The sequence below is a fragment of the Nonomuraea longispora genome (assembly GCF_004348345.1).
GTDB lineage: Bacteria > Actinomycetota > Actinomycetes > Streptosporangiales > Streptosporangiaceae > Nonomuraea > Nonomuraea longispora.
This window is the reverse complement of record NZ_SMJZ01000005.1, coordinates 15,768-38,321: the sequence shown is the minus strand read 5'-3', so window position 1 is coordinate 38,321 and position 22,554 is coordinate 15,768. Positions and strand designations below refer to the sequence as shown.

25 protein-coding genes and 2 pseudogenes are annotated in these 22,554 nt (G+C 65.4%); 17 read left to right on the top strand and 10 right to left on the bottom strand.

Going from position 1 to position 22,554, the window contains the following annotated elements:
* Nucleotides 1-990, top strand: coding sequence for a polyprenyl synthetase family protein (locus E1267_RS02610; protein WP_132329268.1), 990 nt, complete (start codon nt 1-3; stop codon nt 988-990).
* Here the strand turns inward: E1267_RS02610 and rarD are convergent.
* Nucleotides 966-1,913 (bottom strand): EamA family transporter RarD, encoded by a 948-nt coding sequence (gene rarD / locus E1267_RS02605; protein WP_132329265.1) that lies wholly within the window; start codon nt 1,911-1,913, stop codon nt 966-968. The two genes, E1267_RS02610 and rarD, sit on opposite strands and share 25 nt — an antisense overlap.
* 120 nt (nt 1,914-2,033) lie before the next feature.
* On the opposite strand from rarD, the gene msrA reads away from it, so the two are divergent.
* Together msrA and E1267_RS02595 are read left to right on the top strand one after the other, a co-directional pair.
* Nucleotides 2,034-2,696: a peptide-methionine (S)-S-oxide reductase MsrA gene (msrA, locus tag E1267_RS02600; RefSeq protein WP_132329262.1), complete on the top strand. Its 663-nt coding sequence runs from the start codon at nt 2,034-2,036 to the stop codon at nt 2,694-2,696.
* A 274-nt stretch (nt 2,697-2,970) separates the two neighbouring features.
* Nucleotides 2,971-4,719: an ATP-binding protein gene (locus E1267_RS02595; RefSeq protein ID WP_132329259.1), complete on the top strand. Its 1,749-nt coding sequence runs from the start codon at nt 2,971-2,973 to the stop codon at nt 4,717-4,719.
* A gap of 523 nt (nt 4,720-5,242) precedes the next feature.
* On the opposite strand, the gene E1267_RS45490 is transcribed toward E1267_RS02595, so the two are convergent.
* Nucleotides 5,243-6,259 (bottom strand): SLATT domain-containing protein, encoded by a 1,017-nt coding sequence (locus E1267_RS45490; protein WP_220449313.1) that lies wholly within the window; start codon nt 6,257-6,259, stop codon nt 5,243-5,245.
* Nucleotides 6,260-7,009: 750 nt separating this feature from the next.
* Nucleotides 7,010-7,300 (bottom strand): hypothetical protein, encoded by a 291-nt coding sequence (locus E1267_RS02585; protein WP_132329256.1) that lies wholly within the window; start codon nt 7,298-7,300, stop codon nt 7,010-7,012.
* A 115-nt stretch (nt 7,301-7,415) separates the two neighbouring features.
* Here E1267_RS02585 and E1267_RS47610 point away from each other — a divergent pair, with 115 nt between their 5' ends.
* Genes E1267_RS47610 through E1267_RS02575 form a run of 3 tightly spaced genes read left to right on the top strand, consistent with a single transcriptional unit; the run spans nt 7,416 to nt 9,142 of the window.
* Nucleotides 7,416-7,922, top strand: a complete 507-nt coding sequence (locus E1267_RS47610) for a helix-turn-helix domain-containing protein (protein WP_342774766.1) — start codon at nt 7,416-7,418, stop codon at nt 7,920-7,922.
* Nucleotides 7,923-7,968: 46 nt separating this feature from the next.
* The gene (locus E1267_RS47605) at nt 7,969-8,658 is read left to right on the top strand and encodes an NsdA family TPR-like regulatory protein (protein WP_484213936.1); all 690 of its coding nucleotides are present in this window, start codon (nt 7,969-7,971) and stop codon (nt 8,656-8,658) included.
* A 7-nt stretch (nt 8,659-8,665) separates the two neighbouring features.
* Nucleotides 8,666-9,142: a hypothetical protein gene (locus E1267_RS02575; protein ID WP_132329253.1), complete on the top strand. Its 477-nt coding sequence runs from the start codon at nt 8,666-8,668 to the stop codon at nt 9,140-9,142.
* 99 nt (nt 9,143-9,241) lie between these two features.
* Here the strand turns inward: E1267_RS02575 and E1267_RS02570 are convergent, their stop codons facing one another.
* Together E1267_RS02570 and E1267_RS02565 are read right to left on the bottom strand one after the other, a co-directional pair.
* The gene (locus tag E1267_RS02570; protein WP_132329250.1) at nt 9,242-10,642 is read right to left on the bottom strand and encodes a replication initiator; all 1,401 of its coding nucleotides are present in this window, start codon (nt 10,640-10,642) and stop codon (nt 9,242-9,244) included.
* Nucleotides 10,643-11,387: 745 nt separating this feature from the next.
* Entirely contained in the window at nt 11,388-12,818 is a 1,431-nt protein-coding gene (locus E1267_RS02565) for a recombinase family protein (protein ID WP_132329247.1), read from the bottom strand.
* A 40-nt stretch (nt 12,819-12,858) separates the two neighbouring features.
* Here E1267_RS02565 and E1267_RS46130 point away from each other — a divergent pair.
* The 8 genes and pseudogenes from E1267_RS46130 to E1267_RS02525 form a co-directional block, all read left to right on the top strand.
* Nucleotides 12,859-12,957, top strand: a pseudogene (locus E1267_RS46130) (peptide-methionine (S)-S-oxide reductase MsrA); the annotation flags it as partial.
* A gap of 171 nt (nt 12,958-13,128) precedes the next feature.
* On the top strand, nt 13,129-14,226 hold the full coding sequence (locus E1267_RS02555; RefSeq protein WP_246063366.1) for a helix-turn-helix domain-containing protein: 1,098 nt from the start codon (nt 13,129-13,131) through the stop codon (nt 14,224-14,226).
* Nucleotides 14,223-14,768: a PIN domain-containing protein gene (locus E1267_RS48180; RefSeq protein ID WP_165959432.1), complete on the top strand. Its 546-nt coding sequence runs from the start codon at nt 14,223-14,225 to the stop codon at nt 14,766-14,768. Before E1267_RS02555 ends, E1267_RS48180 begins: the two co-directional genes overlap by 4 nt.
* Nucleotides 14,769-14,934: 166 nt before the next feature.
* Nucleotides 14,935-15,033, top strand: a pseudogene (locus E1267_RS02550) (peptide-methionine (S)-S-oxide reductase MsrA); the annotation flags it as partial.
* Between the two features lie 252 nt (nt 15,034-15,285).
* Nucleotides 15,286-15,756 (top strand): hypothetical protein, encoded by a 471-nt coding sequence (locus tag E1267_RS02545; protein WP_132329242.1) that lies wholly within the window; start codon nt 15,286-15,288, stop codon nt 15,754-15,756.
* Nucleotides 15,757-16,231: 475 nt separating this feature from the next.
* Nucleotides 16,232-16,690, top strand: coding sequence for a hypothetical protein (locus tag E1267_RS02535; protein WP_181957732.1), 459 nt, complete (start codon nt 16,232-16,234; stop codon nt 16,688-16,690).
* A gap of 38 nt (nt 16,691-16,728) precedes the next feature.
* Nucleotides 16,729-16,968, top strand: coding sequence for a prevent-host-death family protein (locus tag E1267_RS02530; RefSeq protein WP_246063364.1), 240 nt, complete (start codon nt 16,729-16,731; stop codon nt 16,966-16,968).
* 3 nt (nt 16,969-16,971) lie between these two features.
* Nucleotides 16,972-17,169, top strand: a complete 198-nt coding sequence (locus tag E1267_RS02525) for a hypothetical protein (protein ID WP_132329236.1) — start codon at nt 16,972-16,974, stop codon at nt 17,167-17,169.
* Nucleotides 17,170-17,343: 174 nt separating this feature from the next.
* On the opposite strand, the gene E1267_RS02520 is transcribed toward E1267_RS02525, so the two are convergent.
* Nucleotides 17,344-17,577: a hypothetical protein gene (locus E1267_RS02520; protein ID WP_132329233.1), complete on the bottom strand. Its 234-nt coding sequence runs from the start codon at nt 17,575-17,577 to the stop codon at nt 17,344-17,346.
* 46 nt (nt 17,578-17,623) lie between these two features.
* Between E1267_RS02520 and E1267_RS02515 the strand changes: the two genes are divergently transcribed.
* Nucleotides 17,624-17,809, top strand: coding sequence for a hypothetical protein (locus E1267_RS02515; RefSeq protein WP_132329230.1), 186 nt, complete (start codon nt 17,624-17,626; stop codon nt 17,807-17,809).
* Nucleotides 17,810-17,902: 93 nt separating this feature from the next.
* Here E1267_RS02515 and E1267_RS02510 read toward each other — a convergent pair whose 3' ends face one another.
* Both E1267_RS02510 and E1267_RS47785 read right to left on the bottom strand, forming a co-directional pair.
* Entirely contained in the window at nt 17,903-18,784 is an 882-nt protein-coding gene (locus tag E1267_RS02510) for an alpha/beta fold hydrolase (protein ID WP_132329227.1), read from the bottom strand.
* Nucleotides 18,785-18,787: 3 nt separating this feature from the next.
* Nucleotides 18,788-18,883 carry a LuxR C-terminal-related transcriptional regulator gene (locus E1267_RS47785; RefSeq protein ID WP_425465062.1) on the bottom strand — a complete coding sequence of 32 codons (96 nt, stop codon included), beginning with the start codon at nt 18,881-18,883 and terminating at the stop codon, nt 18,788-18,790.
* Between E1267_RS47785 and E1267_RS44025 the strand changes: the two genes are divergently transcribed.
* Entirely contained in the window at nt 18,873-19,280 is a 408-nt protein-coding gene (locus E1267_RS44025; RefSeq protein ID WP_165959431.1) for a hypothetical protein, read from the top strand. The genes E1267_RS47785 and E1267_RS44025 overlap by 11 nt on opposite strands.
* A 12-nt stretch (nt 19,281-19,292) precedes the next feature.
* Here the strand turns inward: E1267_RS44025 and E1267_RS02500 are convergent, their stop codons facing one another.
* Complete coding sequence (locus tag E1267_RS02500) at nt 19,293-20,486, bottom strand: ROK family transcriptional regulator (RefSeq protein ID WP_132329221.1); 1,194 nt, start codon at nt 20,484-20,486, stop codon at nt 19,293-19,295.
* A gap of 139 nt (nt 20,487-20,625) precedes the next feature.
* Nucleotides 20,626-21,258 (bottom strand): TetR/AcrR family transcriptional regulator, encoded by a 633-nt coding sequence (locus E1267_RS02495; RefSeq protein WP_132329218.1) that lies wholly within the window; start codon nt 21,256-21,258, stop codon nt 20,626-20,628.
* A gap of 76 nt (nt 21,259-21,334) precedes the next feature.
* Here E1267_RS02495 and E1267_RS02490 point away from each other — a divergent pair, with 76 nt between their 5' ends.
* A complete protein-coding gene (locus E1267_RS02490) occupies nt 21,335-22,546 on the top strand; it encodes a cytochrome P450 (protein WP_132329215.1) in 1,212 nt (403 codons plus the stop codon).
* Nucleotides 22,547-22,554 lie beyond the last annotated feature (8 nt).

Below are 22,554 nucleotides of genomic sequence, written 5' to 3'. Positions count from 1 at the left end.
ATGTCCGCGCCTCCCGTGGTTGACCTTCCCATTGAGGACGAGCGGTTGGCGCTGGACGTGGCCAACGGACTGGCCGCGGTCGAGAAGCTGCTGCGCCGGTCGGTGGAGAGCGAGGACGCCTTCGTCACGGAGGCGTCCAGGCACCTCATCGAGGCCGGTGGCAAGCGGTTCAGGACGCTGATGGTGCTGCTGGCCGCGCAGTTCGGCGACCCGTCCGCGCCGGGTGTGGTGCCCGGCGCGGTCGTGATCGAGCTGACCCACCTCGGCTCGCTCTATCACGACGACGTCATGGACGAGGCCCCGGTGCGCCGGGGCTCTCCCTCCGCCAACGCCCGGTGGGACAACACCGTGGCGATCCTCACCGGCGACTACCTGTTCGCGCAGGCCTCCGACATCCTGGCCGACCTGGGTCCCGAGCTGATCCGCATCCAGGCTCAGACGTTCTCCCGCCTCGTGCAGGGGCAGATCCGCGAGACCATCGGGCCGCGCGACGACGAGGACCCCGTCGACCACTACCTCAGCGTGCTGTCCGACAAGACGGGTTCGCTGATCGCCGCCTCCGGCCGCTTCGGCGCGCTGCTGTCCGGGGCGCCCGCCGACGTGGAGGAGCGGCTGAGCCGCGCGTGCGAGGCCATCGGCGTGGCCTGGCAGCTCGGCGACGACCTGCTCGACGTCGCCTCCAGCGGGGCGCAGTCGGGCAAGACGCCGGGCACCGACCTGCGGGAGGGCGTCAAGACCCTTCCTGTGCTGTACGCGCTGGCCACGGGGGAGACGTCCCGGCTGACCTCGCTGCTGTCGGGGCCGGTCGCCGAGGAGGAGGTCGAGGAGGCGCTGACGCTGCTGCGGGCGCACCCGGGGATGGCGCGGGCGCGGGCGGAGCTGGAGTCGTGGGTGGACCGGGCCCGTGCCGACATTTTCGGCCTTCCCGACATCCCCGCCAAGAACGCATTTTTGGCGCTTTGTGACTACGTGGTGGAGCGCAGCGGCTGATCGCCCGCCGGATCGTCCGACTGGGCAGCCGATCTCCTGACCCGAGCGGCCGCCCGCGCCGTCCGGAGGCTGTCGTACGTGAAGACCGCCAGCGCCACCCAGACGATCGCGAACCCGATCCACCGGCTCGGCGGCATGACCTCCCGCACGATCAGCACGCCGCACGCGAACTGCAGGATCGGCGCGATGTACTGCAACAGCCCGATGGTGCTCAACGGCACCCGGATGGCCGCCGCCCCGAAGCAGAGCAGCGGCACGGCCGTGACGAGACCCGCGCTCGCCAGCAGCACCGCGTGCCCGACGCCTTCGGTCCCGAACGTCGAGGCGCCGGTGCCCTGCAGGAAGAGCAGATAACCGAGGGCGGGCAGCAGCAGCACCAGGGTCTCCACGGCCAGGCTCTCGGTGGCCGCCACGTTGGCCCGCTTCTTGACCAGGCCGTACGCGCCGAAACTCATCCCCAGCGTGAGGGCGATCCACGGCGGACGCCCGTAGTCGACCGTCAGCACCAGCACGGCCAGCGCCCCGAACCCGACCGCCGCCCACTGCAAGGGCCGCAGCCGCTCCCGCAGCAGCACCACCCCGAACAACACGTTGACGAGAGGGCTGATGAAGTACCCCAGGGCACTCTCCACCACGTGCCCGGTGTTGACCGCGTAGATGTAGGTGCCCCAGTTGATCGTGATCGTGACGGCGGCCAGGCTCAGCAGACCTAAGGTTCCCGGCCGGCGGGCCAGCTCCCGGATCCACGACCAGTGCCGGCGTACGGCCAGCGCTGCGGCGACGGCGACCAGCGACCAGACCATCCGGTGAGCCAGGATCTCCACGGCTCCCGAGGGCTTGAGCAGCGGCCAGTAGAGCGGGAACAGACCCCACATGGTGTAGGCGGCCACCCCGAACAGGACACCGCGCCGAAGGTCAGGCATGTACCTCAGTTTCATGCATTACAACCCTTAAACACAAACAGGTTCCCTGAAGGGAATTATTCAGAAGCCCTTAAATGTTGGGGGGTATGTAGGCTGAGGGAAGACCTCTGGAGGTGCGTTATGGGCTGGCTGTTCGGCGGCAACAAGACATCGATGGTCCGACCGGAGGACGCCCTGCCGGGCCGCGCGGAGCCCATGCCCGTGCCGGACCGCCACGCCGTCCTCGACGCCTCGCTCGCCCCGCCGTACGCGCCGGGGTCGGAGGTCGCCGACTTCGGCCTCGGCTGCTTCTGGGGCGCCGAGCGCATCTTCTGGCAGACACCGGGCGTCGTCACGACGGCCGCCGGCTACCAGGGCGGTCACACCCCCAACCCGACGTACGACGAGGTCTGCAGCGGCCTCACCGGACACGCCGAAGTCGTCAGGGTCGTCTTCGACCCGGCGAAGGTGTCGTACGAGGAGCTCCTGAAGACCTTCTGGGAGGCCCACGATCCGACGCAGGGCATGCGCCAGGGCAACGACGTCGGCACGCAGTACCGTTCGGCCATCTACTACCACTCGCCGGAGCAGCGGAAGGCCGCCGAGACGTCGCGGGACGCGTACCAGAAGGTGCTCAAGCAGGCTGGCTACGGCGACATCACGACCGAACTCGCCCCTGCCGGACCTTTCTACTTCGCCGAGGAATATCACCAGCAGTATCTCCACCGCAACAAAAACGGCTACTGCGGGATCGGCGGGACGGGCGTGGCCTGTCCGGTCGGCCTGACGTCCGGCGAGGCGTAGACCTGCGAAGATAGCTAGATTCTGGCCCATGGTCGCCCGGCACGCCCGGTGTCGATCATGGGCCAGAGCCGTCTTCGGCGACAACCTTCACTACAGAGTCAAGGCCGTCCGCCTGCGGCGACCGGCGGCGCGTCCGGGCGGTCTGCTGGCCGCGCTGCGGCTCTCCGGCCGGTCGCGGCCAGCACCGCCCACGCGCTGAACCACTGAGACGACCAACAAGAAGATGGTCGGGCCGGATGTGCCACAGGCGCAGGAAGCGGAGGATAATGTCCAAGTGACGGAGAGTGAGCCGAAGAAGCGTAAGCCCATCGTGCATAAGAAGCCGGTCCTGGCAACCATTCGTCAGCTCTACGGGACGGCCTTCCGCTGCGGCATGCCCGGTTGCGGCAAGCCCCTCTACAAGATGAACAATGACACCGGCGAGATCGTTCTCAACAGCCATGTGTCGCACATCTGCGCACGTAGCGAGGGTGGTCCACGCTGGGATCCGGAGATGAGCGAGGACAAGAACCGCAGCGAATCCAACCTCATCCCAATGTGTTTGGAACACGCCCTTGAGATTGACAGGACACCTGAACACTATCCGGTAGAGCTGCTTCATGAATGGAAGCGCGCGCAGATAGAAGAACACTTCAAGGTGCAGAAGGGGTGGCCGCTAACCGACGACGAAGCTCAGCAGATCATCAATGCGTCCTTCGATGCAAGGGATTATGGCGTCGCCGTTGAGGCGGCATCCAGTGTCATTGCAGCGGCCCGTGCGGCCGGGCACCTAGCCGAGGTAGCTCGCCAGCAGCGCCAGTTGCCTTTCAACGCGGCGTTCGCATGGCACGCGATGCGTACACAAGTGCAGCGGAGTCTGCCTCGTGCCTGGGACGCTGCGACTGGGGAACTACTACCCCCGGTTGAGCCGTCGCTAGTGGAAACGATGCCATTCCAGGAGAGACTGGACGTAACCCTCCAGCAGGTCGTGGAGGCCCTACGTCCCTTTGTCGCGACGCTTGTAGCCGAGCTCTACGCGGTCCGCGCAGCATTGCCGCACGTCGGCCCTTGGTGTAACTGGGTGGAAGCCGCCGCAAGGATGGTTCTGGAGGCGTCCGCTCGGTGGCCGGGACGTCCACCCGAGGATGACGACGAAGTGCTAGCCGAAGTGCTCACGGAGTTGCTACGCGCCTCTACGGCGTTAAGCGCAGCCTGGCAAGGCCAGCCGACCGAGCAGCCTCCCAAGCCAACGCCGCCGCCGTCTGAGCCAGTCGAGACCAACGCACAACGACTGACACGTGAACATCGAGAGCTCTTGGAGCGGGCCCGTCCATGGGCCCGCGTGGGCGGGCTGCCCTACGATGCCAACTTGTACACGAACCTAATAGGAGCAGCACGCTTCGCTCTTGACCTTCCCGAGTTGCTCATGCATCTGCCCGTAGGGCTGACAGCAACAACCGGACTGGCAGCACACGTCGCCCGCAACGCGGATGATGCCACCTTGGCGGTTCTCATCGACGACGCAGCGGCGCAACGGCCGCTAGCCATTGCGGTCAGCCTTGTCCGTGAACTGATGTTCGTTGCCAAGGAGACGCAGCGACCGGACCACGAAGAGAAGGCCAGAGAGCACGCGACTCGACTGCTGCGCGAGGCCGACTGGGCAGACCAGACGATTTGGGTAGTGAATAGGCTTCACGTGCGCCGCTTGCTGGGGTGGACGGCGTCGATTAGCACCGCCCACGAGGTTCGGGAACGCATCGCCATGAGTCTCAGCGGACGACCAGAGCTTCTCGAATCGATACTGCTCGGCATCAGTCAACAATCCGAACAACGTGACCGTAATGATTGGAGCCGATTGCTCGGAATCGACGTCCACGTCGAGGACCTACCCGCCTGGTTCCCCACGTCCGTCGTCGTCGCCGAAATTCGGCGTCAATATCCCGACCTAACAGCGGCCAGTCGATATGACGGCCCAGAGGATAAGAATCAAATCTGGAAGCTTGCCAGCCAGATCCTATATATCGACTCCCGCTCCTCTGACTGACTTCAATCAACGTTGAAGCGGTCCGTCGTGACGATCGCGTACTTCGGTGCGCGCCGTTCGTGGTCGGGGCGATCGCCGCCAGGCCCCTCCTTCGTCGGGTCCTGCCATCGGTGACCATGGTTGGGGTGACAGCTGTACCGGCGGAAGTATCGGCGCTGGCCGATCTTGCAAACGCAGTTGCTAGCAACGACCTTGGATAATCACAGGTGTGGGTGGACTGGGATCGTTCGGTGTAGGCCCATGACCAACCTGTCAGGACCCTCGTGGGCAGCTGTTGACTATTACGTTCTCACTTGTAAACAAAACCCTCGTCGGCTCTGCAATCACGAGGCCTCCGAACTAGCGTTTCCGGTTCAGAAGCCTCTGTGGATGTCAGGACAATTTCGCGATCTCGCTAACAGGAGGTCACCGCCCGGGCGAAGATACCGGCGGCTGTGGCGGCCTGCTTGTGGTGACGTGGGCGTTCCTGCGGAGGGTGAGAGCGGGGTCGGTGGCCGAGGCGGGAGACGAAGAATACATCAGGCTATTGCGGGCTTGTGGAATCTCGGCCGTCCGACGGTTGGTCCAGATTCTGTTCTCTCTGTCTTTGCTCGGCTTTGATCCTTTCGGCTTCCTCAACAAAATCGGCGAGCGCATCCTCAGGTTTAAGGCGTTTATATCTACCTATGCTTAGATCGTAGATGCTCCATTCATGCTCTAACGCATCGGCTGTTTGCTGAAGATAGAATCCTCTGTCTTTGAACTTGAAGTATCCAGTGAAGCCTGCCGATATGCCAACTAGAAATGTCGCGACTACTGTGGCCCATCGGAAATTCTCCTGTTCAACCGCGAGGCTACTCATAGAAGCAGCGAACAGGGAACCAATAATGACTAGAGATTGAAACGCGTTGTTGATTCTTCTATAACGCCGACTGTCTCGTCTAAAGATTTCGATATCTCGGCTCGTGTCATCCTTGTAGATGGATCGGCGCTGCGAAATAGTCATTGCGAGGTTAAGTGCCATAAATCTTTTACGCTCACGTAGAACGGCTAGGTCTAGCTCGACGTCTCCCACTAATTTGAGGGCTCCGATGCGCCCGCTTCTGCGGTTAGCGTAGTAGGTTATCGCGCCGACAATGAGCAAAATATCTATCGGAATCGCAATGACGTTGATCAGCTTCATATCAAATTTCCCCCATGTTGCCGCTGTGGCGATATAGATTGTAAAGAACATGGTGGGTGCGAGTATAAGGCCAACCCGAAACGCCAATCGCTGCCGTTTGGTGCGCTGCAACTCAAGTTCTTTCAGAAGAATCTCCCGATTGATTGCTAATAGCTGCTCGCCGGGTCCTGTATACTCAGGCGTCGCCATCGGTGGATCCTCACTATTCTCGGGTGATTCTACTTGTGTGTGGTGCGTTGTGCGAACAGGATCAACTATTGTGCGAATAAGAACGTAGGTCACGATCACGCCAAGGGCTACTTGCGTAAATGCCCATAGATGAGTCTTTAGCATGAGATTTAGGCTGACATCTAATAGCCAGTTCTCAGGATAGGTCACTGCTGATGGTTTGAATTAGTCTCCCCATTGGCGTTCACGCACAGGCGGTGACTCTGTCATCGGCCTATCTGATACGTGCACCTCGCCGTCGGTCAAAGAATGCAGCGAAACCCGTCCAAGTTGCATCTTGATTGGCTGCCCTTCTCGCCAGCTCGTCATTATCAAGCGCATCAGATGTGCGCTGTACCTGTTCTTGCTTCATCGCAGAGGCAGAAAGAGGTGTTACCTGGTGCAGCGCTGCCAACCAGGACGGGTGCGCCTGGCGAGGTTTTGGCTCTCGCCGCCGAAGCTGGACCCCTCCTTCGTCGGTCCTGGCGCCGGGTGATCCTAGATGAGGTGACAGCAGCACTGACAGCAACGGCCCCATACGCTGGCGCATACGCGCTGCTGTCAACATCCGCCTGACCACGGCCCCGCTCAGCCGAGCAGGGTAGTTGCTCCGCCTGAAAAGCGGAAGGTCGGGCTGCCGCAGCGTATCCCCAGCCGGACATGGAGATCGTCGCTTCTGGTCAGCTTGCCATCGAGGTTCCTACTGCCGATGCCCGTGCCTTCTGGAGCCTGGTCTCGGCGTGTAGATTGCCGGCCAGTTCCTCCAAGCTTTCTCCGCAACGCACGTTGGAGAGACCGCTGGCTATCGGCATGAAGTTGATTCGCATGGCGACCCAGCCTCCGGACATGTCGATTATCTGCCAGCCAGGGAATCTCCTGAGCAGTTGCTGCACGGTCAGGGGCACGGCTGTGCTCCGGCGATCAGTGACGAGAGCGGATGCGACGTAGTTGCGTGTAGCGAATGGCGACTCGGTGGGCGGCGCGGACCGGCTGGGTGAAGGGGTGGCCTGCGTAGATCGGTCGGTGTCTGCGTGGGTTCCAGCCGGTGCGCCACCAGTACGTGCCGTCCGCGCACCAAACGATCAGGCCGACCCAGACCGACACCATGGGCGTGCCGTAGTCGTGATGGACGTCGGCAGTGATTCCCTCGTCCGCAAGGGCGGCGGCCAGTTGTTGTGCGGCGGCCAAGGGGTGAGGCGGTAGTTCGTTCATGTACTGAGCGTTGCTGTTATGAAACAGCAGGGTGAACGGCCTAGTCCTGCTGGTGGTAGGGGTATTCCCGTCACGAATATCGGTACGGCCAAGGTCGGCGGCTTAACCTAGCGTTGTGACCCAGATACCGCCGCAGTTCTGGTCCGGGCCAGTCGTGGCCGCCGCTCTCGCCGAGTGCGATCTACCAACCATCCTCGAAGAGGTGCGGCGGTCGCACGGTTGGACGCAGGGCCAGCTCGCTGAGGCGGTCGGCTACTCCCAGAGTTGGGTGTCCAAGGTGTTGCGTGGTCGTCAGCCGCTCACTGTGGACCAGGTTCGGGAGATATCCATCCAGATCGGGGTGCCGCTTCACTTGCTCCGATTCGGAGCCCGAGGGGATGACGATCCGACGAAGCGCAGAGATTTCGGCAAGGCCGTGGCGTTGACCGCGCTGGCGGGGGTGGCCCTGCCCAAGCGTCCCGATGTGGATGAGACGACGGCTGCCACGCTGACCAGCATCACCGGCGCCCAGCGTCGGTTGGAGTCCGTCACGCCTGCGCGGGAACTCGCCAGGCCGGCTGTAGCGCAGGTCGATCTCGCGAGCCGCGTTCTCGTGCCGCGCGTCGCGGTCTCCGCATGCTGACGAGGTCCGGGCCGGTCTGAGCGAGGCGGCGGGCTTCGCGGCCTGGGTGCATGCCGACATGCAGGACACCGGTTCGGCGCGTCTCTACTACCGGCGCGCCGTCGACAGCGCGCGACAGGCCAACCATGCGCTGCTGGCGGCGTACATGATCGGCAGTCTGGCCGCGTTCGAGATCGACGCCGACGATCCGTTGATCGGGCTCAATCTCTTGGCGCGGGCGCGGCGGGAGATCGGTGAGCGGCCACCGGCAATCGCTCGTGCGTGGTTGTCGAGTCTCGAAGCGCTCGGCCATGCGACCGCGCGGGACGAGGCGGCGGCGCTTCAGGCGTTGAGCGTGGCTGAGGCGGCGGTACGGGCTGGTGAGCGGGCCGTTGCGCCGCCTTGGCCGTGGGCGTTCCCGTTCGATCGCGCCAAGTCGGCGGGGTATCGGGCCCTGGTGATGGTACGGCTCAAGCGGCCGGTTGAAGCCGTTGCCGCGTTCAACGAGTCGCTTTCGTCGGTTCAGCCTGGTGCGAAGCAGCGGGGTGTGCTCATGACGGAGGTGGCGACGGCTGAGGCCATGTCGGGGCGCTATGACGAGGCGCTGTATCTGGCGTCCAATGCGCTTACGGTGGCGACGACGTATGGCTCAGAGCGTGTCCTGCACCGGGTCAAGAACTTCCGGCGATCGTATGCCGGGCCGTCGTCCGGCGCTTTGCGCTCGTTCGACGAGCGTCTTCACGCCACTCTGATCTAGGGGAATCATGGTTCGCATCGCTGTGTCCGGCCATCGGGGCTTGCCGGAGGGGACCGCCGTACTGATCGACGTGGCTGTACGGCAGGCGCTCGCGGAGTACGGTCCTGAAGTCGCCGGATTGTCCTGCCTGGCGGACGGGGCCGATCAGATCTTCGCTCGCGCGGTACTCGACCTCGGCGGCGTGCTAGAAGCCGTGATCCCGGCCAAGGAGTATCGGGACGGGCTGCCGGGCGAGTACCAGGCTGCGTACGACGAGTTGCTGGGCCGGGCGGTCCGAACTCACAGGCTGGACTTTGTGGAGTCCACCGCGGAGTCGCACATGACTGCCAGCGCGCGGATGCTGGACGACGCCGATGTGTTGTTCGCCGTCTGGGACGGGCAGCCGGCCCGAGGCTATGGCGGCACCGCTGACGTGGTGGCCGAGGCGCGACGGCGGGAGGTGCCTGTTCGAGTGATCTGGCCCGATGGAGCCCGGCGAGACTAGGAGCCTCTAGACGCTAGGTGCCTGGTCAGGCGGCTAATGGGCCTCTAGGTATGCCTCTAGACCTAGAGGTGATCTCTCTCGGTCTAGAGGCACAGGGCTCTATCGGTTCTCGTCTGCTTGTTGTCGTGCGATCTTACGAGCGGTGGCGATCTGTAGCCGGGCTACCTCGGCCCAGAAAGCCTCTCCGTGGCGGTGGCCGCTTCCGGCATAGTGCCATTCGCTCACCGTCACGGTCTTCTCCGGATCGAGAGGCGGCGTGCCCGTGATCCGCCGGGCTTGCTCGGCACGGAAGTCGGCGCGGGCCTGTCGAATGTCCCCGAGTCTGATCGAGTAGTGCCGGGACTTGGTGGAGAAGTGTCCCCGGTAGCCGAGCATGTGCGCCCACTGTCGCAGGAGCAGGGTTCGGTAGGGCTGGAGCTCGGCGAGGCTGAAACAGGTGTAGATCATGCGGCGGGCGTGCTCGGCGATCTTCAGATCGGCGATCTGTCCAGCATGTCGAATCGGACGGTCTACGGTGCCTGCGGACTCGGCTCCCTTGGTGGCGTACTTGGCCACGTACGCGGCGACTCGCTGATCGCTCAGTCCGCCCAGCTCGGCTGAGACGTAGACCGGTCGTACGTCGAGCTGATCGCCCCACCGGACAGGCGAGGGCGGTCCGTCCTCTATTCGGACCGCGACCTGACTGGCGGTCCGGCGTATGGCTCGGTCGAGCAGGTCGATCGTGATGTGGTCCGGAGGGCGGTCGGCGGGTCCGTCCGGTCCGTCGAGTCTGACGATGGCATGGACGTGGACCAGGCCGCGCGCTTGGTACTCGGCGACCTTGGCGTACGAGAGGCGGACCGCCCGGCGCAGCTCCGTTCGGGTGATGCCGAGCAGGCGGGCCAGGACGCTCGGCACGGTCTTGGTGAACTCCCGCCAGAGCATGCCTGCGCGGGCGTTCCACAGGACGGCCCCGATGTAGTCGTAGCAGTCCACGCACAAGGGCTGGCCGACTTGGACGTCATCGCGCTCGTGACGCGAACCGCAGCCCTTCGGCCGGCCGTGCTCGCAAACGGGACGGTCCCGGCGCGGACGACATGGGAGCGTCCGGCCGGACTGCTCGCGGTGGGCGTGGACCGCACCGAAGGATGGAGCGGTGAAGGTAACGAACGCTCGGGGGTGCTGGCTGACCTCCTCCGGAACGCCCTTGCCGCCGCGTAGGCCAGTGACGATCAGGTGGTACGTGTCGTCCTTGTAGACCGCCGAGCAGGCCGGGCATCTGGACGCGCGCCGGTTGCCGCAGGCTGTGAGCAGGAAGCCGGTCGGCTCGTCGGCGGTCCGGTACATGTCGAGAATTTCACCCGTCCGGCTGTCCAGCGTGTACCTCTCGCCGTGCAGCCGGACCGGTTGGGCGCAGCCGCCCGTGGCGTGGACCATCTGTTGCCAGCGGGCGAAGTCGGGCATGGCCGCTCGCTGCATCAGGGCCAGCATCTCGGGTGACAGGTGAGGAACCTCGCTCATACGGCGTCCCTCCCGGAGGAGCCGTCGGGCGGGCTTTGGTGGGCGACGCATACGCCGAGCACGGTGGCGATGCGCTGCCATTTCTCTTCTGACCAGCGGGGGGATCTTGCGGCTTGCTGCTTGCCCCACTCCTGGGCAGACAGCTCGTTCGGTTGGTTCAGGTGGCCTCCTCAGCTCGTGGGCGGGAGCCACCGCCGTACCTGACGAGCACGACCAGACGTCAGCGCCAAGGCAGCCTCAAGACAGCCGTTGGCGGTGGTACCGGCAGCGAGAGAACAGGAATGGAGTGCGGCGAGAAGGTGAATGGCGCGCTCTGTGTGGACACCTGCCGTCGGGCCGGGAAATCCGACGGGTCATCAGTGGTCGTGGATGTGCTTGCCCGGAATCGTCTATGCGCCTTGAGGTGATTCGCCGAGATGTTCGCTGCGGTCGTGCTGTAGAGGGACGGTGGCTCTTGGTGTGAGTACGTTGTACCACTCGGAGAACGTGTTTACGCAGGTCGGAGTTCCGGCGGCGACCCGAGCGCAGACGTCCGGTGCGTACCGTAGACGTCCGGCTGGGTCCGTAGACGTCCGGTTGTCACCGGTGGTTCGAGGGCAAAGTAAGAAGGCTGTCGCCCAAAGGTAAGGGAGACAGCCTTCTCGGACGTCCTGAACGTCTTGGGCTCAGCCTTCTCGCCAGATCGGCTCAAGCAGGTCGGGGTTGAACTTCCTGCGTCCCTTGCCGGAGGGATAGATGATCACGGCTAGGAGGGCTTCGTGGATGTAGGAGCGCTTGATGGTGAGGGGGAGTCCGTCTTCCTTCTCTGGCAGGTACCAGCGCCGTCGGATGTCGTTGATGTCGGTGTCGGAGCGGGCTTGGCGACGCTGAGCGGCGGCGGTGAATCCTTGGGCCTCGGTGCGAAGGCGGGCGATGCGCTTCTCAAGGTCCGGCGCTGTTGAGAAGAAGAGCTCGTTGGTGATGTTGCCCGCCGTCCACTGGACGCGCAGCTCTTCAAGGCGAGTCTTTGCGCCCTCGTACTCCGCCTGGCCCGGCCACTTTCGGCGGGAGTTGCGGACGCGGCGAGTTGGACCTGCTCCAGCTTGGCCAGCACCGCTTCCGAGATGAAGAGATCGACCATGTCACCGCGCCGTCCCAGTCCGCCGCAGCCGCCGACGGTCTTGCCTGGGCAGATGTAGATGTGTTGGACGCAGTCCTTGCTGTGGGTGACGCGCAGTGAGGTGTTGCATAGGGAACCGTCCGGCTTGGCGCGACCGCAGCGGAGGAAGCCGGTGAGCAGGTAGTTCGGCTCGCGGAAGTCCGGTGTGAGGATGTGCCCGATGCGCCCGTCACGGTGGATGTAGTGGCCCTTACGGGCATCGAAGATGTTCTTGACGGCCATCCACTGCTCTGGCGTCACGATCGGCTCCCACTGGCCGACCACGGGGTTGCCCGCAGGGTCACGGACGAGTTCGCCGTTGATCTCCCGCCAGCCGCAGATGCGGGGGTTCTGCACGTTGAGCTTGAGCGAGGGGGTTGTCCACTCGTTGCCCAGCGAGGTCTTCGCGCCCTCCCGACGCCACTGGTTCGTGATGGAGTGGAGCGAGCGGCCTGCGATGAGGTCCAGCACCGCCTGTCGTACGAGAGGTGCCTCCTCGGGGTCGAGGGTGAGACGGTCAGGCTTCCAGCCGAAGGGGCGCGTACCGCCGACAGGAAGTCCTTGTTCGGCGCGCGTACGGTGCGAGCGGCGCATGCGCCGTTGCATCTTGCGGACCTCCATCTTGGAGATCACCGCGCCGAAGAGTCCCATGCTCTCGGTGTCCTCGCTGTACAGGTCTTTCGTGCCGCGAGCGTCGGCGAACACGCGGCCGTCCTGGGACGTGATCGCTTCAACGAAGCGTTCGTAGTCACCAGGACGCCGGGCGAGACGGTCTTCGGCGACGATCACGACGCCTTGCACCGCCGTACCGTTGGGAAGTTCGCCGGCCCGCAGAGCCCGTAGTATGGCCTCGAAGTCATCGCGTACGACGTCGGCCTTCGCGGCTGACTTGTCGTTGTCCGTGTACTCGTGGACGACCGTCCACCCGTGCCGTTCCGCCGTCTCCCGGTTGAGACGGTGCTGGTCCTGCACCCCGTGCTCATCCCGCCTGATGTCAGCGGATATGCGAGCGTAAGAGACGACTGGGACATTGGTCATGTAACTCTCCTCACATGGATTGTTGCGGAGAGTTAAGTTCTACCACCAGCAATATTTGTACAAAGTGCCCGATGGGTACTGCGGCATCGGCGGCACGGGCGTGGCCTGTCCGGTGGGCCTAGCCTCTGGAGAGGCGTAACGCGGTCGAGGCTGCCTCGACTTCGAAGGTCGTTTCGCCAGGTCCGAGGCGAGGTCTATCCCCCGAATCGGGGCGTAAGCACAGTAAGGGATGTAACTTCATTGCCTGAACGTACCCACGATTTGGCATCCCGGCCTCGCGTCCCCGCGGGTCATGTGCGATTATCGCAACATGAAGGACCCCGGCGAGTGGCTTGACATAGGTGAGCGGGTGCGCGAGTGCCGCATGGCAGCCGACATGTCGCAGGAGGAGTTGGCCTCGGCTCTGAAGCTCGACCGAACGATGATCGCGAAGATCGAGCGAGGTGTTCGACGTGTCGACGCGCTCGAACTCGCCAAGCTGTCGACGGTTCTTCAGGTGCCTCTGAGCTATCTTCTAGATCCGCCACCATCGGTCGTCTCCCGCCGCATGGAGTTGGCCGACGATACGGTGACTGACGCGACGCGGCAATCCCATCGCCTGGAGGTGGCTCTCTCTACGTGGTTGGCTGACATCCGGCAGCTGGTTGAGTTGGGAGTGCTCAACCCTCCCGAGATTCATCGCTATGCCGAGGCGGTGCAGGATGTATCGAGTGCCCGCCGTGCCGCCCTATGGGTGCGAGAGCGTCTAAGCCACGGCATTGAGCCTATCGATTCACTCATGAGTGTGTGCGAACGGCTTGGGCAGTTGGTCGCGGTGGTCGAGGTGCCAGGTGAGGGCGCCTCGTTGGTGGAGGGCGATCTCGCTGTGGCAGTTGTCAGCAGGCACGGAGATCCCGGCCGCCGGCGCGCGACTGCAGCTCATGAGCTGGGCCATCTGATAGTCGGAGACGAGTACTCGTCGGACATAGGCATCCATGCGTCTCGTGGTGAAAGAGAAGCGATCATCGACGCGTTCGCTGCGGAGCTCCTTCTCCCGGCCGCAGCATTTCGTTGCGTAATTCCTCCGGGAGAGAGAGCGAAGCGCGATGACTTGGTGGTCTTGGCTGCACGTTTCAGGACGTCCTGGTCGCTGACGGTGCGGCAAGCCGTTGCAGCTGAGGCAATTGATAGAAGTGTCGCCAAAGAAATGCGCCGAAGAAACCCGACACGCGCAGAGCTGATGGAAGCGGTCGGGTGGACACCTCAACCTGATCTGGAGACGGTTCGAGTCCCCCCGAGCTTCGCACATGCGGTGATGGAATCCTGTAAGAGGTCGCTCATCACGCAATCCCGGGCGGTGGAGCTCATGCGTGGCCAGATCGTGGCGGCCGACCTGCCAGGGCGTGATGACGCGGGTTTCGAGCTGTGAGCGACACTGAGTCAGACTCCGTTCTGGTATTCGACGCCATGTGTCTGAACCATTTTGCGCGCGCGGAGCGCTTGGACGTGTTGCGTGACGTTCTCGCGGGCACCACGTGCTTGACAACACACGTAGTGCGCGAAGAAATACGGGCGGGAGTGCAGGCGCATCCGCTCCTGGAGACTGTGCTCCATTCGGATTGGCTTGGGCTGGCAAGACTCGACTCTCTAGAAGAGATCAAGTGCTTCGCCAAATGGGTGCGGCGCATCGGATCTTCGGAGCGTGATCTGGGGGAGGCTAGCGTGTTCTCCGCTGCCGAACTGTGCAGTGGGATCGCCATCACTGATGATCGACATGCCGTGGCTGTAGGAAGGGCCCATGGCTTGGAGGTGCACGGCACCGTATGGCTTCTTGCCCGTGCGACCCAAGATGGGAAGCTCACTGAGGTGGCTGCTGGAAGCATCGTGGATGCTCTGAGCGCGACAGGAATGCGTTTGCCGTGTACAGGCTCGACTTTCGGTCCGTACGTTCGTCGCAATGGTTGTGCCTGATGTGGTAGCCGGGCGGCGATCTCGCGCCTCATCGTCACAACGGCAAGGAATGTTCGAGGCCACTGAGGCCTGACGTTCGCCGCTCTTGATCTCCAATAGGCCGTCATGTGCTGAGTACCGGTCGAAGCCCAGCTGAGCAGCACATCTATGACCTGCAGTGAAGCGCTACCACCAGCAATACCTGTACAAAGTGCCCAACGGCTACTGCGCCATCGGCGGCACGGGCGTCACCTGCCCGGTCGGCCTGACCTCCGGCGAGGCGTAGACCTGGGCGGCGAGCGGGCCGGTACGCCATCGACGCCGCGGTGGCGGCCACCGCACTGCGCTCGTTGCGCCCTGCCATCGTCCTGACCTCTGACGAGGAGCCGGATTTCGCGGAACGGGCCGAGGAGATTCCGCGGTCGGAGGACAATCACTCCTTGTGATCGTTCGTGACGCAGGTTCGTTGGCCGCAGCGCTCAACAACGTGTCTCGATGTCTCGTGACATCAGATTGTCTTCTGACATACACTGAGGCAGTGAGTACGAGCCACGCCGACGCTGTCACGTTCTCTGATCTGTCCAGGAATCCCAGGGCCGTCGCAGAGCGTGCGGCGCGCCTGGGGCGTCTGCGTGTGACCCATCGTGACGCTGTCGATTTCTATCTGACCGCGGCGGACCGTGAGGAGGAGCGCGATCGGACGCTGGCGACGGCGTCCCGGCTGTTCCTCGCTCTGCTCAAGCACGACCCCACTGCCCGCGCGCTGGTCCTGGCCATGCCGGACGTCTTCCCTTGGGTGCGTCACCTTTCTCCGGAGGAGCTTCGCGCTTTCACCTTGGAACTTGTCGAGGCGCTCTCCGACGCCGCCGAGCTGGATGTCGATGCCACCACCCACGAGGTCATTGTGGGCTGGCGGGCCACTGCCAGAATCAAGGCGGATCCTGCACACTACGCCCAGGCTCGCAAGCCTACGAGCGGTGATCTTGGGCCAGTGCAGGTCACTGCATGAGCCCGAAACGCGGAGATCGGGTTACGGTCCCGCCTCCGGTCGACGAATGGGACGTTCGATTCGGTACCAGCGAGGCCGTCCGGGGCTGGAAGAGCTTTGCCGTCACGCTCTGGCCAATACGCGCCGTTGCTTCGAGACACTGCGAACTGACCCGCGTACGGGCGCCGGCCACGACCGTCAGCATCGTCTACGCGGCGAGCTCTCGACTCATCGTCACAACGGTGAGGAATTGGAGCAGTGGGAGTTCGAGGTCACGAGCGGCGGGCGGGTGCGCTACGTCATCAATGACACCACTCGTACGGTCTGGATAATTTACGCATCGCCCCAACACCCCAAGGACACCGAGTAGACGGTTGTTGCGCAGCCAGCGCGCCGCGAGACACGCCGGTCACACTGCACGGGTAAGGCTGGCACCACCAAGAACCAGGGTTCCGCCAGCAATGCCGCTCTTCTCGGCTGTATCTAGGGTTTCGGCATGACCTTTTCTCGGGCAGCAGTGGCCGGCGGGCTCGCCGTGGGCTGCTTCGCCACCGTGTTCCCCGCCGAAGTCTCAGTAGCGCAAACCCTGGCACGCGGCGCCGTAGCCTCCTCCACCCCTGTGGAGAAGCTGGACAGAAGCCAGGTCGCCGAGCGGCTCAAGGCGAACGGCATCGACGCGGGCCACGTGAAATACGGAGTCAACGCCTATCGCGTGATTTATCGCACCGTGGACGCCAAGGGCCGGTCCACCACGGCCAGCCAGTTGGTCGCCCTGCCTGGCAACAGCCGGCGCAACCTGCGGGTGGTCTCCTGGTTGCACGGCACCACCGTCTACCGGGGCGATGTGGCCTCGGTGAACGAGAAATCCACCGACCGTGCCGCGACGCTGCTGTTCGCGGGGGCCGGGCATGCGGTGTCCGCCCCTGACTATCTCTTCGCGACGCTACTGAGCTGAGCGTCACCGAGGCGACCCAGCAAGGCGTTGCCCGCCTGGTGGCTGATGCGGAGCAGGGGAGCGTTCTGGCGGTCACCCGGCGGCATCAGCCGGTGGCGGCCGTCGTGAGCATTCGCCGGCTCAATGAGCTGGAGGAAGCGGCGGCTGATCTTCGTGATTTGGCGCTGGTGCTCGCCCGGTCGGTCACGGATACGGGGGAGCGGGTCTCACTCGATGAGGTGCTTGCCGCTTTCGGGCATACTCGCGAGTCGCTGTCCGCCATCCCGGACGATGAGTGAATCGTGTCCGACGTCGTCATCACAGCGCCGGCGGTCGACGACCCCCGGCGCACCGGCCCGGACGCGGTTCCCAGGGCGCTCAATAAAAACTTCCTCTCGCCGGACAACCCTGCGGCCGGCTATCCGCTGGGCGGGGAACTGAGCGCTGATCTTCAGCAGGCGGTCGACCTGTGGGCTGATCACCGATCCACGCCCCATTAGGCGGCGCGTTCATTGGCTGAACCGGCCCCGGCGTGAATTCCGCACGTGCTACCGCGACTTCCGGTAAGCGTGCTGCCATGCTTTCCTTCGAGGTCGGCAGGTAGCATGGTGTGCTTTTCGGATAAGTCTAACTATCCGAGAATTCACGCCAAGGCCAGACACTCATCGCTTCCGTCAGGTTCTTCCCCCGCTCTGCTTGTGGCAGACCTTCGTCGACGAGTCGGAGGTGCACACTTCAATGGAAACCGCCTTGCCCTCGTCGTAACTCTGGTCCCGGGTGCCCGCGCCCTTGAACCTCGCTGTTCCCGAGCCTGCCACGGTCAGGTAGGCCACCACGCTGTTCGGGTCACTGCCGTGGTGGTCTTCGAGCTCCACCTTCTCGTCGTACGCCCGGAAGTACGCCCTCACCCACCCATTGCCCTTATGGCATTCGGCCCACACATCCCTGCCGTCCTTGTCCTTGCTCGATGGGCCGGAACCGCTGAGGCTGGTGCAGTTCCACGCACTCGCCGACTGGGCCGCCGCCGGCGATGCCGTCGACAGGAGCGGCGCGGTCATCGCGATGGCCGCCAGCGCGACAGCCGTTGATCTCGGTAGTTTCATGATGCTGATTCCCCCTGTGGGTGCCGTCGTGAACTGATGTCCCTGCCTTCCTGCGACCACGGTAGAGCGTGCCGATTTATCTTTGCTTTCGATGCGTTCAGCGCATTACGGCATTCACCTTTCGGCGTTCTCACGCCGATTCGGTGTGCGCGAGGACGGCGGTGGCCAGTTCCTCGTGTACCTCGGGTGGCAGGGTGTGGCCCATGCCCGACACGATCATCAGCCGCGCCCCTGGGATCTGCTCGGCGATGATCGCGCTGTGGCCCGGTTTGGCAGGCTCGTGGCTGCCCTCGATGACGAGTGTGGGCGCCTTGACCCGATGGAGTACTCCCACCGGCTCGAAGTCGGGTTTGGCCATGGCGGCCCGGCGGTGGTTGGCCACCGCTGACAGGTCGCGGGCCCGGTCGTGGATGCGTTCCTGCAGGCGCCGGGCCGAGTCCTCGTCGAACGGCAGCCCGGTGCCGTGCAGCAGGCGCTGCTCGGCGATCATGCCGTCGATCCGGGCGCGCCGGTCCGCCGGTGGCGGGGCGGCCATCAACGTACGGTAGAAGGCCACGAACTCCGGTGTGGGCTCCGGCAGGCTCCCCTTGAGCTGCGGTTGTCCCGTCAGCGCCCGCATGATCACCTGGCCCTCGCCGCCGCCGAGCGGGGAGGAGCCGATGACGGTCAGCGAGCGCACCCGCTCCGGCCGCTCCACGGCGGCGAACTGGCCGAGCAGACCGCCCGCCGAGTGGCAGACCAGGTGGGCGCTCTCCAGGCCGTGCTGATCCATCACGCGGTAGACGTCGTTCTTGATGGCGTCCCAGGTGTACGGTTCCGCGTCGAAGTCCACGGTGTCCGACATGCCGGTGTCGCGGTGGTCGTAGCGGATCACCCTGCGGCCCGCGGCGGCCAGCCGGCCGACGAGCTCGTCCGGCCACAGGATTCCCTGCGACATCGAACCCATGATCAGCAGGATCGGCGGGTCCGTCCGCGCCCCGAACTCTTCACTCCAGATGTTCACGTTCTGCATGTCTCACAGCATGTCGTCTTCGGTCGCGGGCTTGTACAGGTGGTACTCGACCGTACGCGGGCTCAGGAAGAGCTGGGCGGGGATCTGCTTGCTCGACAAGCGGGGCGGCGACCTCGCTCAGGGCCAGCGGGTTCGCGCGGGTCAACATGACGAGCTCGCGTACCACCCGGGCGGCCGCCGCACCGCAGCGGGACTCCAGCAACCGGGCCGCCGCGGACTCGGACAGGCCCTCCACGGTCATCGTGCGCGGCACACCCCTGACCGCGGCGTCCCCGCGTACCGCGAACAACATCGCGATCCGTTCCGTCGCCAACCGTCTGGCGGCGAACAGCAGCGCATCGGCCGAAGCGCGGCGATCGACCGGATCGCCGACCTGCAACACCGGATCAGCGAAGAGATCTTCAGCGGCATGTCCGCCGAGGACCGGCGCGACCGGGCCCGTCTGCTCCGCGCCTGCCACGACACGACTCGTGACCCCGATGCGGGGCCGGACTGAGCCTCCGGGCGCTCACCCTCTCATACGGGTGAGCACGCCCAGCGGGTCGGCCAGCAGGTCGGAGAAGCCGAGTTCGGCGGCGCCGACCAGGGTGGCGTCGTCCCCCAGCGCCGAGGTGCGCAACCTCACCCGTTCCCGGGCGACGGGCAGCACGTTGGCGGCGATGCGGGCGCGCACCTGGGCCGCCGCGCCTGGATACATGTCGCGCAGCATGCCGCCGAAGACGACCATGCCGGGGTTGAACAGGTTGATGAGGTTGGCCACGCCGATGCCGAGCCAGTCGCCGACCTGGCGCAGCGCCTCCTGGGCCGCGGGGTCGCCGCGGTCGGCGTCGTCCACCACGGCGCGTACGGAGTCGCGCCCGAACGACTCGGCGGGCCGGCCCGCCGAGTCGAGCAGGGCCCGTTCGCCCACCTCCGCCTCCAGGCAGCCGTGTGAGCCGCACCCGCAGGGGCGCCCGTTGTACGGGTTCACCACCATGTGCCCCAGCTCGCACCCGTAGCCGCCGTCGCCGTCCAGCAGTTTTCCGCCCACGATGATGCCGCCGCCCACGCCGACGTCCCCGTGGAGGTAGATGAGGTTCTGGAAGCCGGCGCCCGCTCCGCGCAACTGCTCGGCCAGCGCCCCGAGGTGCGCCTCGTTGCCCACGGACACCGGCAGGCCGAGGCCCAGCCGGCGGCCCAGCTCGGTGCCGAACGCCTGGTCCACCCAGCCCATGTCGGGCCCGAAGCGCACCATGCCGTCGCCGGGCCGGATCATGCCGCAGTAGGACGCGCCGACGCCGACGCACACGGAGGACGAAGGGGCCGTCCGGTGCAACTGGCGGCCGAACCGGGCGAGCACCTCGACCACGCGGTCGAGGTCGGCTCCGGCGCGTGGGCGCACGGCCTCCCTGCGGTCCAGCATGGTCCCGCCGAGCGCGACCCGGGCGGCGACCAGGCGGTCCACGGCCACGTCGAAGGCCAGGACGTAGACCTGGCCGGAGTCGGGGCGGACCACCAGCGACGGCCGGCCGGCCCGCCCGGTGTCGGCGGGCAGCTCCTCGCGGACCAGGCCCGCGGTGGCGAGCTCCGTGGTCAGCGTCATGATGGTGCTGCGGTTCAGCCTCATCCGCTCGGCCAGCGTCGTGCGGGAGACCGCGCCGCCCAGGTGTACGTGCCGGAGCAGGGTGCCGGCGTTGTGCCGGCGGATCTCCTCCTGGGCCAACCTTGACCTCTCGGATCGTGAACGTCGGGTGTCTGAAGTGGACGATACTCCGGACAGCCGCGATCGGCTCCTCACCCTGGTCTCACGGGGTCAGGCGCAGGTGTAGCCGGAGGGGAGCGCGGTGTCGCCGTCGGGTCGGTCAGGGTTCCTGCGTCGCGGCCGTGAGGTGGCGGGGAAGTCCGGTGACGGCGATGTCGAGGGCCCGGGTGATGTCCTCGATCAGGGCGGCTCCGTGCCGCCCGTTCTCCATGGAGGCCCGGCCGGCGCTCGCGAGCGCTCCGACCATGGCTCCGACGATGGCGTGCGCGGTGACGTCGTCCAGTTCGGGGAACACCTCGCGCAGTGCCTTCGCCCACTCGTGCTGGAGGTCGAACATCCAGCGCAGCGCGATCGCCCGCAGCGCCGGAACGGTGAGGGCGAGACGTGTGCGGATCACGGCCGCGTCCTCGTCGGCGTCGATGCTCCACCGCCCCGGTTCGAGCACCATGGTGAAGGCCCGCCGCAGCAGGCTCTCCAGTGACTCTCCCGGGTGGGGCGCCGAGGTCAGCGTGCGGATGGCGTCGACCCGCTCGGGATAGTCGGCGAAGACGAGGTCCTCTTTCGCGGGGAAGTGCTTGTAGAACGTGGCGGGCGACAACTCGGCCGCCGCGCAGACGTCGGCCACGGTGGTCTGGTCGTATCCCCGCTCCGCGAACAACCGCAGCCCTGTGTGGATCAGGGTCTGCCGTGTGCGCCGTCTCTTGCGCTCCCGCAAGCCCATCTGCTCCGGCATGCGCTCAGCATAGTAGACAGAGTATGAAGGTATGTATTATCTAAAAATAGAGACTCTCTACTTAGGAGGACGTCGCATGACCGCAGGCCCCGGTGTCCGCCCCATGCAACTGCCCACCGCGCGTGAGCACCCCTTCGACCCGCCCGTCCCGCTTCGCGACCTCGCCGCCCAGGGACCGCTGCACCCGCTGGGCTTCCCCGACGGTCACATCGGCTGGGTGACGACCAGCCGCGACCTCGCCCGTGCCGTGCTGGCCGACCAGCGCTTCAGCGCCCGGCAGGACCTGCGCCACCTGCCCTTCGAACACTCACTCGGCGAGGACCCCGCCGCGCCGATGCTCCCCGGAATGTTCCTGCGCCTCGACCCGCCCGACCACACCCGCTACCGCAGGCTGCTGACCGCCCACTTCACCGTGCGCCGGCTCAACGGGCTGACCCCGCGGATCCAGCAGATCGCCGACGAGTGCCTGGACGCGATGGAGCGGGCAGGCTCCCCGGCCGACCTGGTCCAGCACTTCGCCCTGCCGATCCCCTCCCTGGTGATCTGCGAACTGCTCGGCGTGCCGTACGCCGACCGGTCGGAGTTCCAGGGCACCACGGAGACGATGGTCCGCCTGGGCACGTCCAAGGAGGAGTTCATGGCCGCCATGAACCACCTCTACGGCTATTTCCGCCGGCTGGTCGCGGCCAAGCGCGCCGACCCCGGGGATGATCTGCTCAGCGCGCTCGTTACCGGCGGCGACCTGACCGACGAGGAGCTCACCGGCGTAGGGCTGGTGCTGCTCGTCGCCGGGCACGAGACGACCGCCAACATGATCGCCCTCGGCACCTACGCCCTGCTGCGCCATCCGGACCAGCTCGCCGCCCTGCGCGCCGACCCCACGCTGATCGACAACGCCGTCGAGGAACTGCTCCGGTACCTGTCGATCATCCAGTTCGGCGCTCAGCGCACCGCGCTGGAGGACGTCGAGCTGGAGGGCGTGACCGTCAGGAAGGGCCAGACGGTGGTGATCTCCATCCCGATGGCCAACCGCGACCCCGGACAGTTCGACGACCCCGACACCCTCGACCTGACCAGGTCGGCCACCGGCCACGTGGGCTTCGGCCACGGGGTGCACCAGTGCCTCGGCCAGCAGCTGGCCAGGGTCGAGATGCGGGTCGCGTACGCGGCGCTGTTCCGCCGCTTTCCCGGCCTGCGCCTGGCCGTACCCGAGGAGGAGCTCGCGATGAGGACCGACATGGCCATCTACGGAGTGCACCGGCTCCCGGTGGCCTTCGAACCCGCCTGACACCGCCC

Coding starts and splice junctions, on each gene's coding strand:
- E1267_RS02610 (WP_132329268.1), top strand. CDS start 1: ATGTCCGCGCCTCCCGTGGTTGACCTTCCCATTGAGGACGAGCGGTTG.
- rarD (WP_132329265.1), bottom strand. CDS start 1,913: ATGCCTGACCTTCGGCGCGGTGTCCTGTTCGGGGTGGCCGCCTACACC.
- msrA (WP_132329262.1), top strand. CDS start 2,034: ATGGGCTGGCTGTTCGGCGGCAACAAGACATCGATGGTCCGACCGGAG.
- E1267_RS02585 (WP_132329256.1), bottom strand. CDS start 7,300: ATGAACGAACTACCGCCTCACCCCTTGGCCGCCGCACAACAACTGGCC.
- E1267_RS02575 (WP_132329253.1), top strand. CDS start 8,666: ATGGTTCGCATCGCTGTGTCCGGCCATCGGGGCTTGCCGGAGGGGACC.
- E1267_RS02570 (WP_132329250.1), bottom strand. CDS start 10,642: ATGAGCGAGGTTCCTCACCTGTCACCCGAGATGCTGGCCCTGATGCAG.
- E1267_RS02565 (WP_132329247.1), bottom strand. CDS start 12,818: ATGACCAATGTCCCAGTCGTCTCTTACGCTCGCATATCCGCTGACATC.
- E1267_RS02555 (WP_246063366.1), top strand. CDS start 13,129: ATGAAGGACCCCGGCGAGTGGCTTGACATAGGTGAGCGGGTGCGCGAG.
- E1267_RS02535 (WP_181957732.1), top strand. CDS start 16,232: ATGACCTTTTCTCGGGCAGCAGTGGCCGGCGGGCTCGCCGTGGGCTGC.
- E1267_RS02510 (WP_132329227.1), bottom strand. CDS start 18,784: ATGCAGAACGTGAACATCTGGAGTGAAGAGTTCGGGGCGCGGACGGAC.
- E1267_RS02495 (WP_132329218.1), bottom strand. CDS start 21,258: ATGCCGGAGCAGATGGGCTTGCGGGAGCGCAAGAGACGGCGCACACGG.
- E1267_RS02490 (WP_132329215.1), top strand. CDS start 21,335: ATGACCGCAGGCCCCGGTGTCCGCCCCATGCAACTGCCCACCGCGCGT.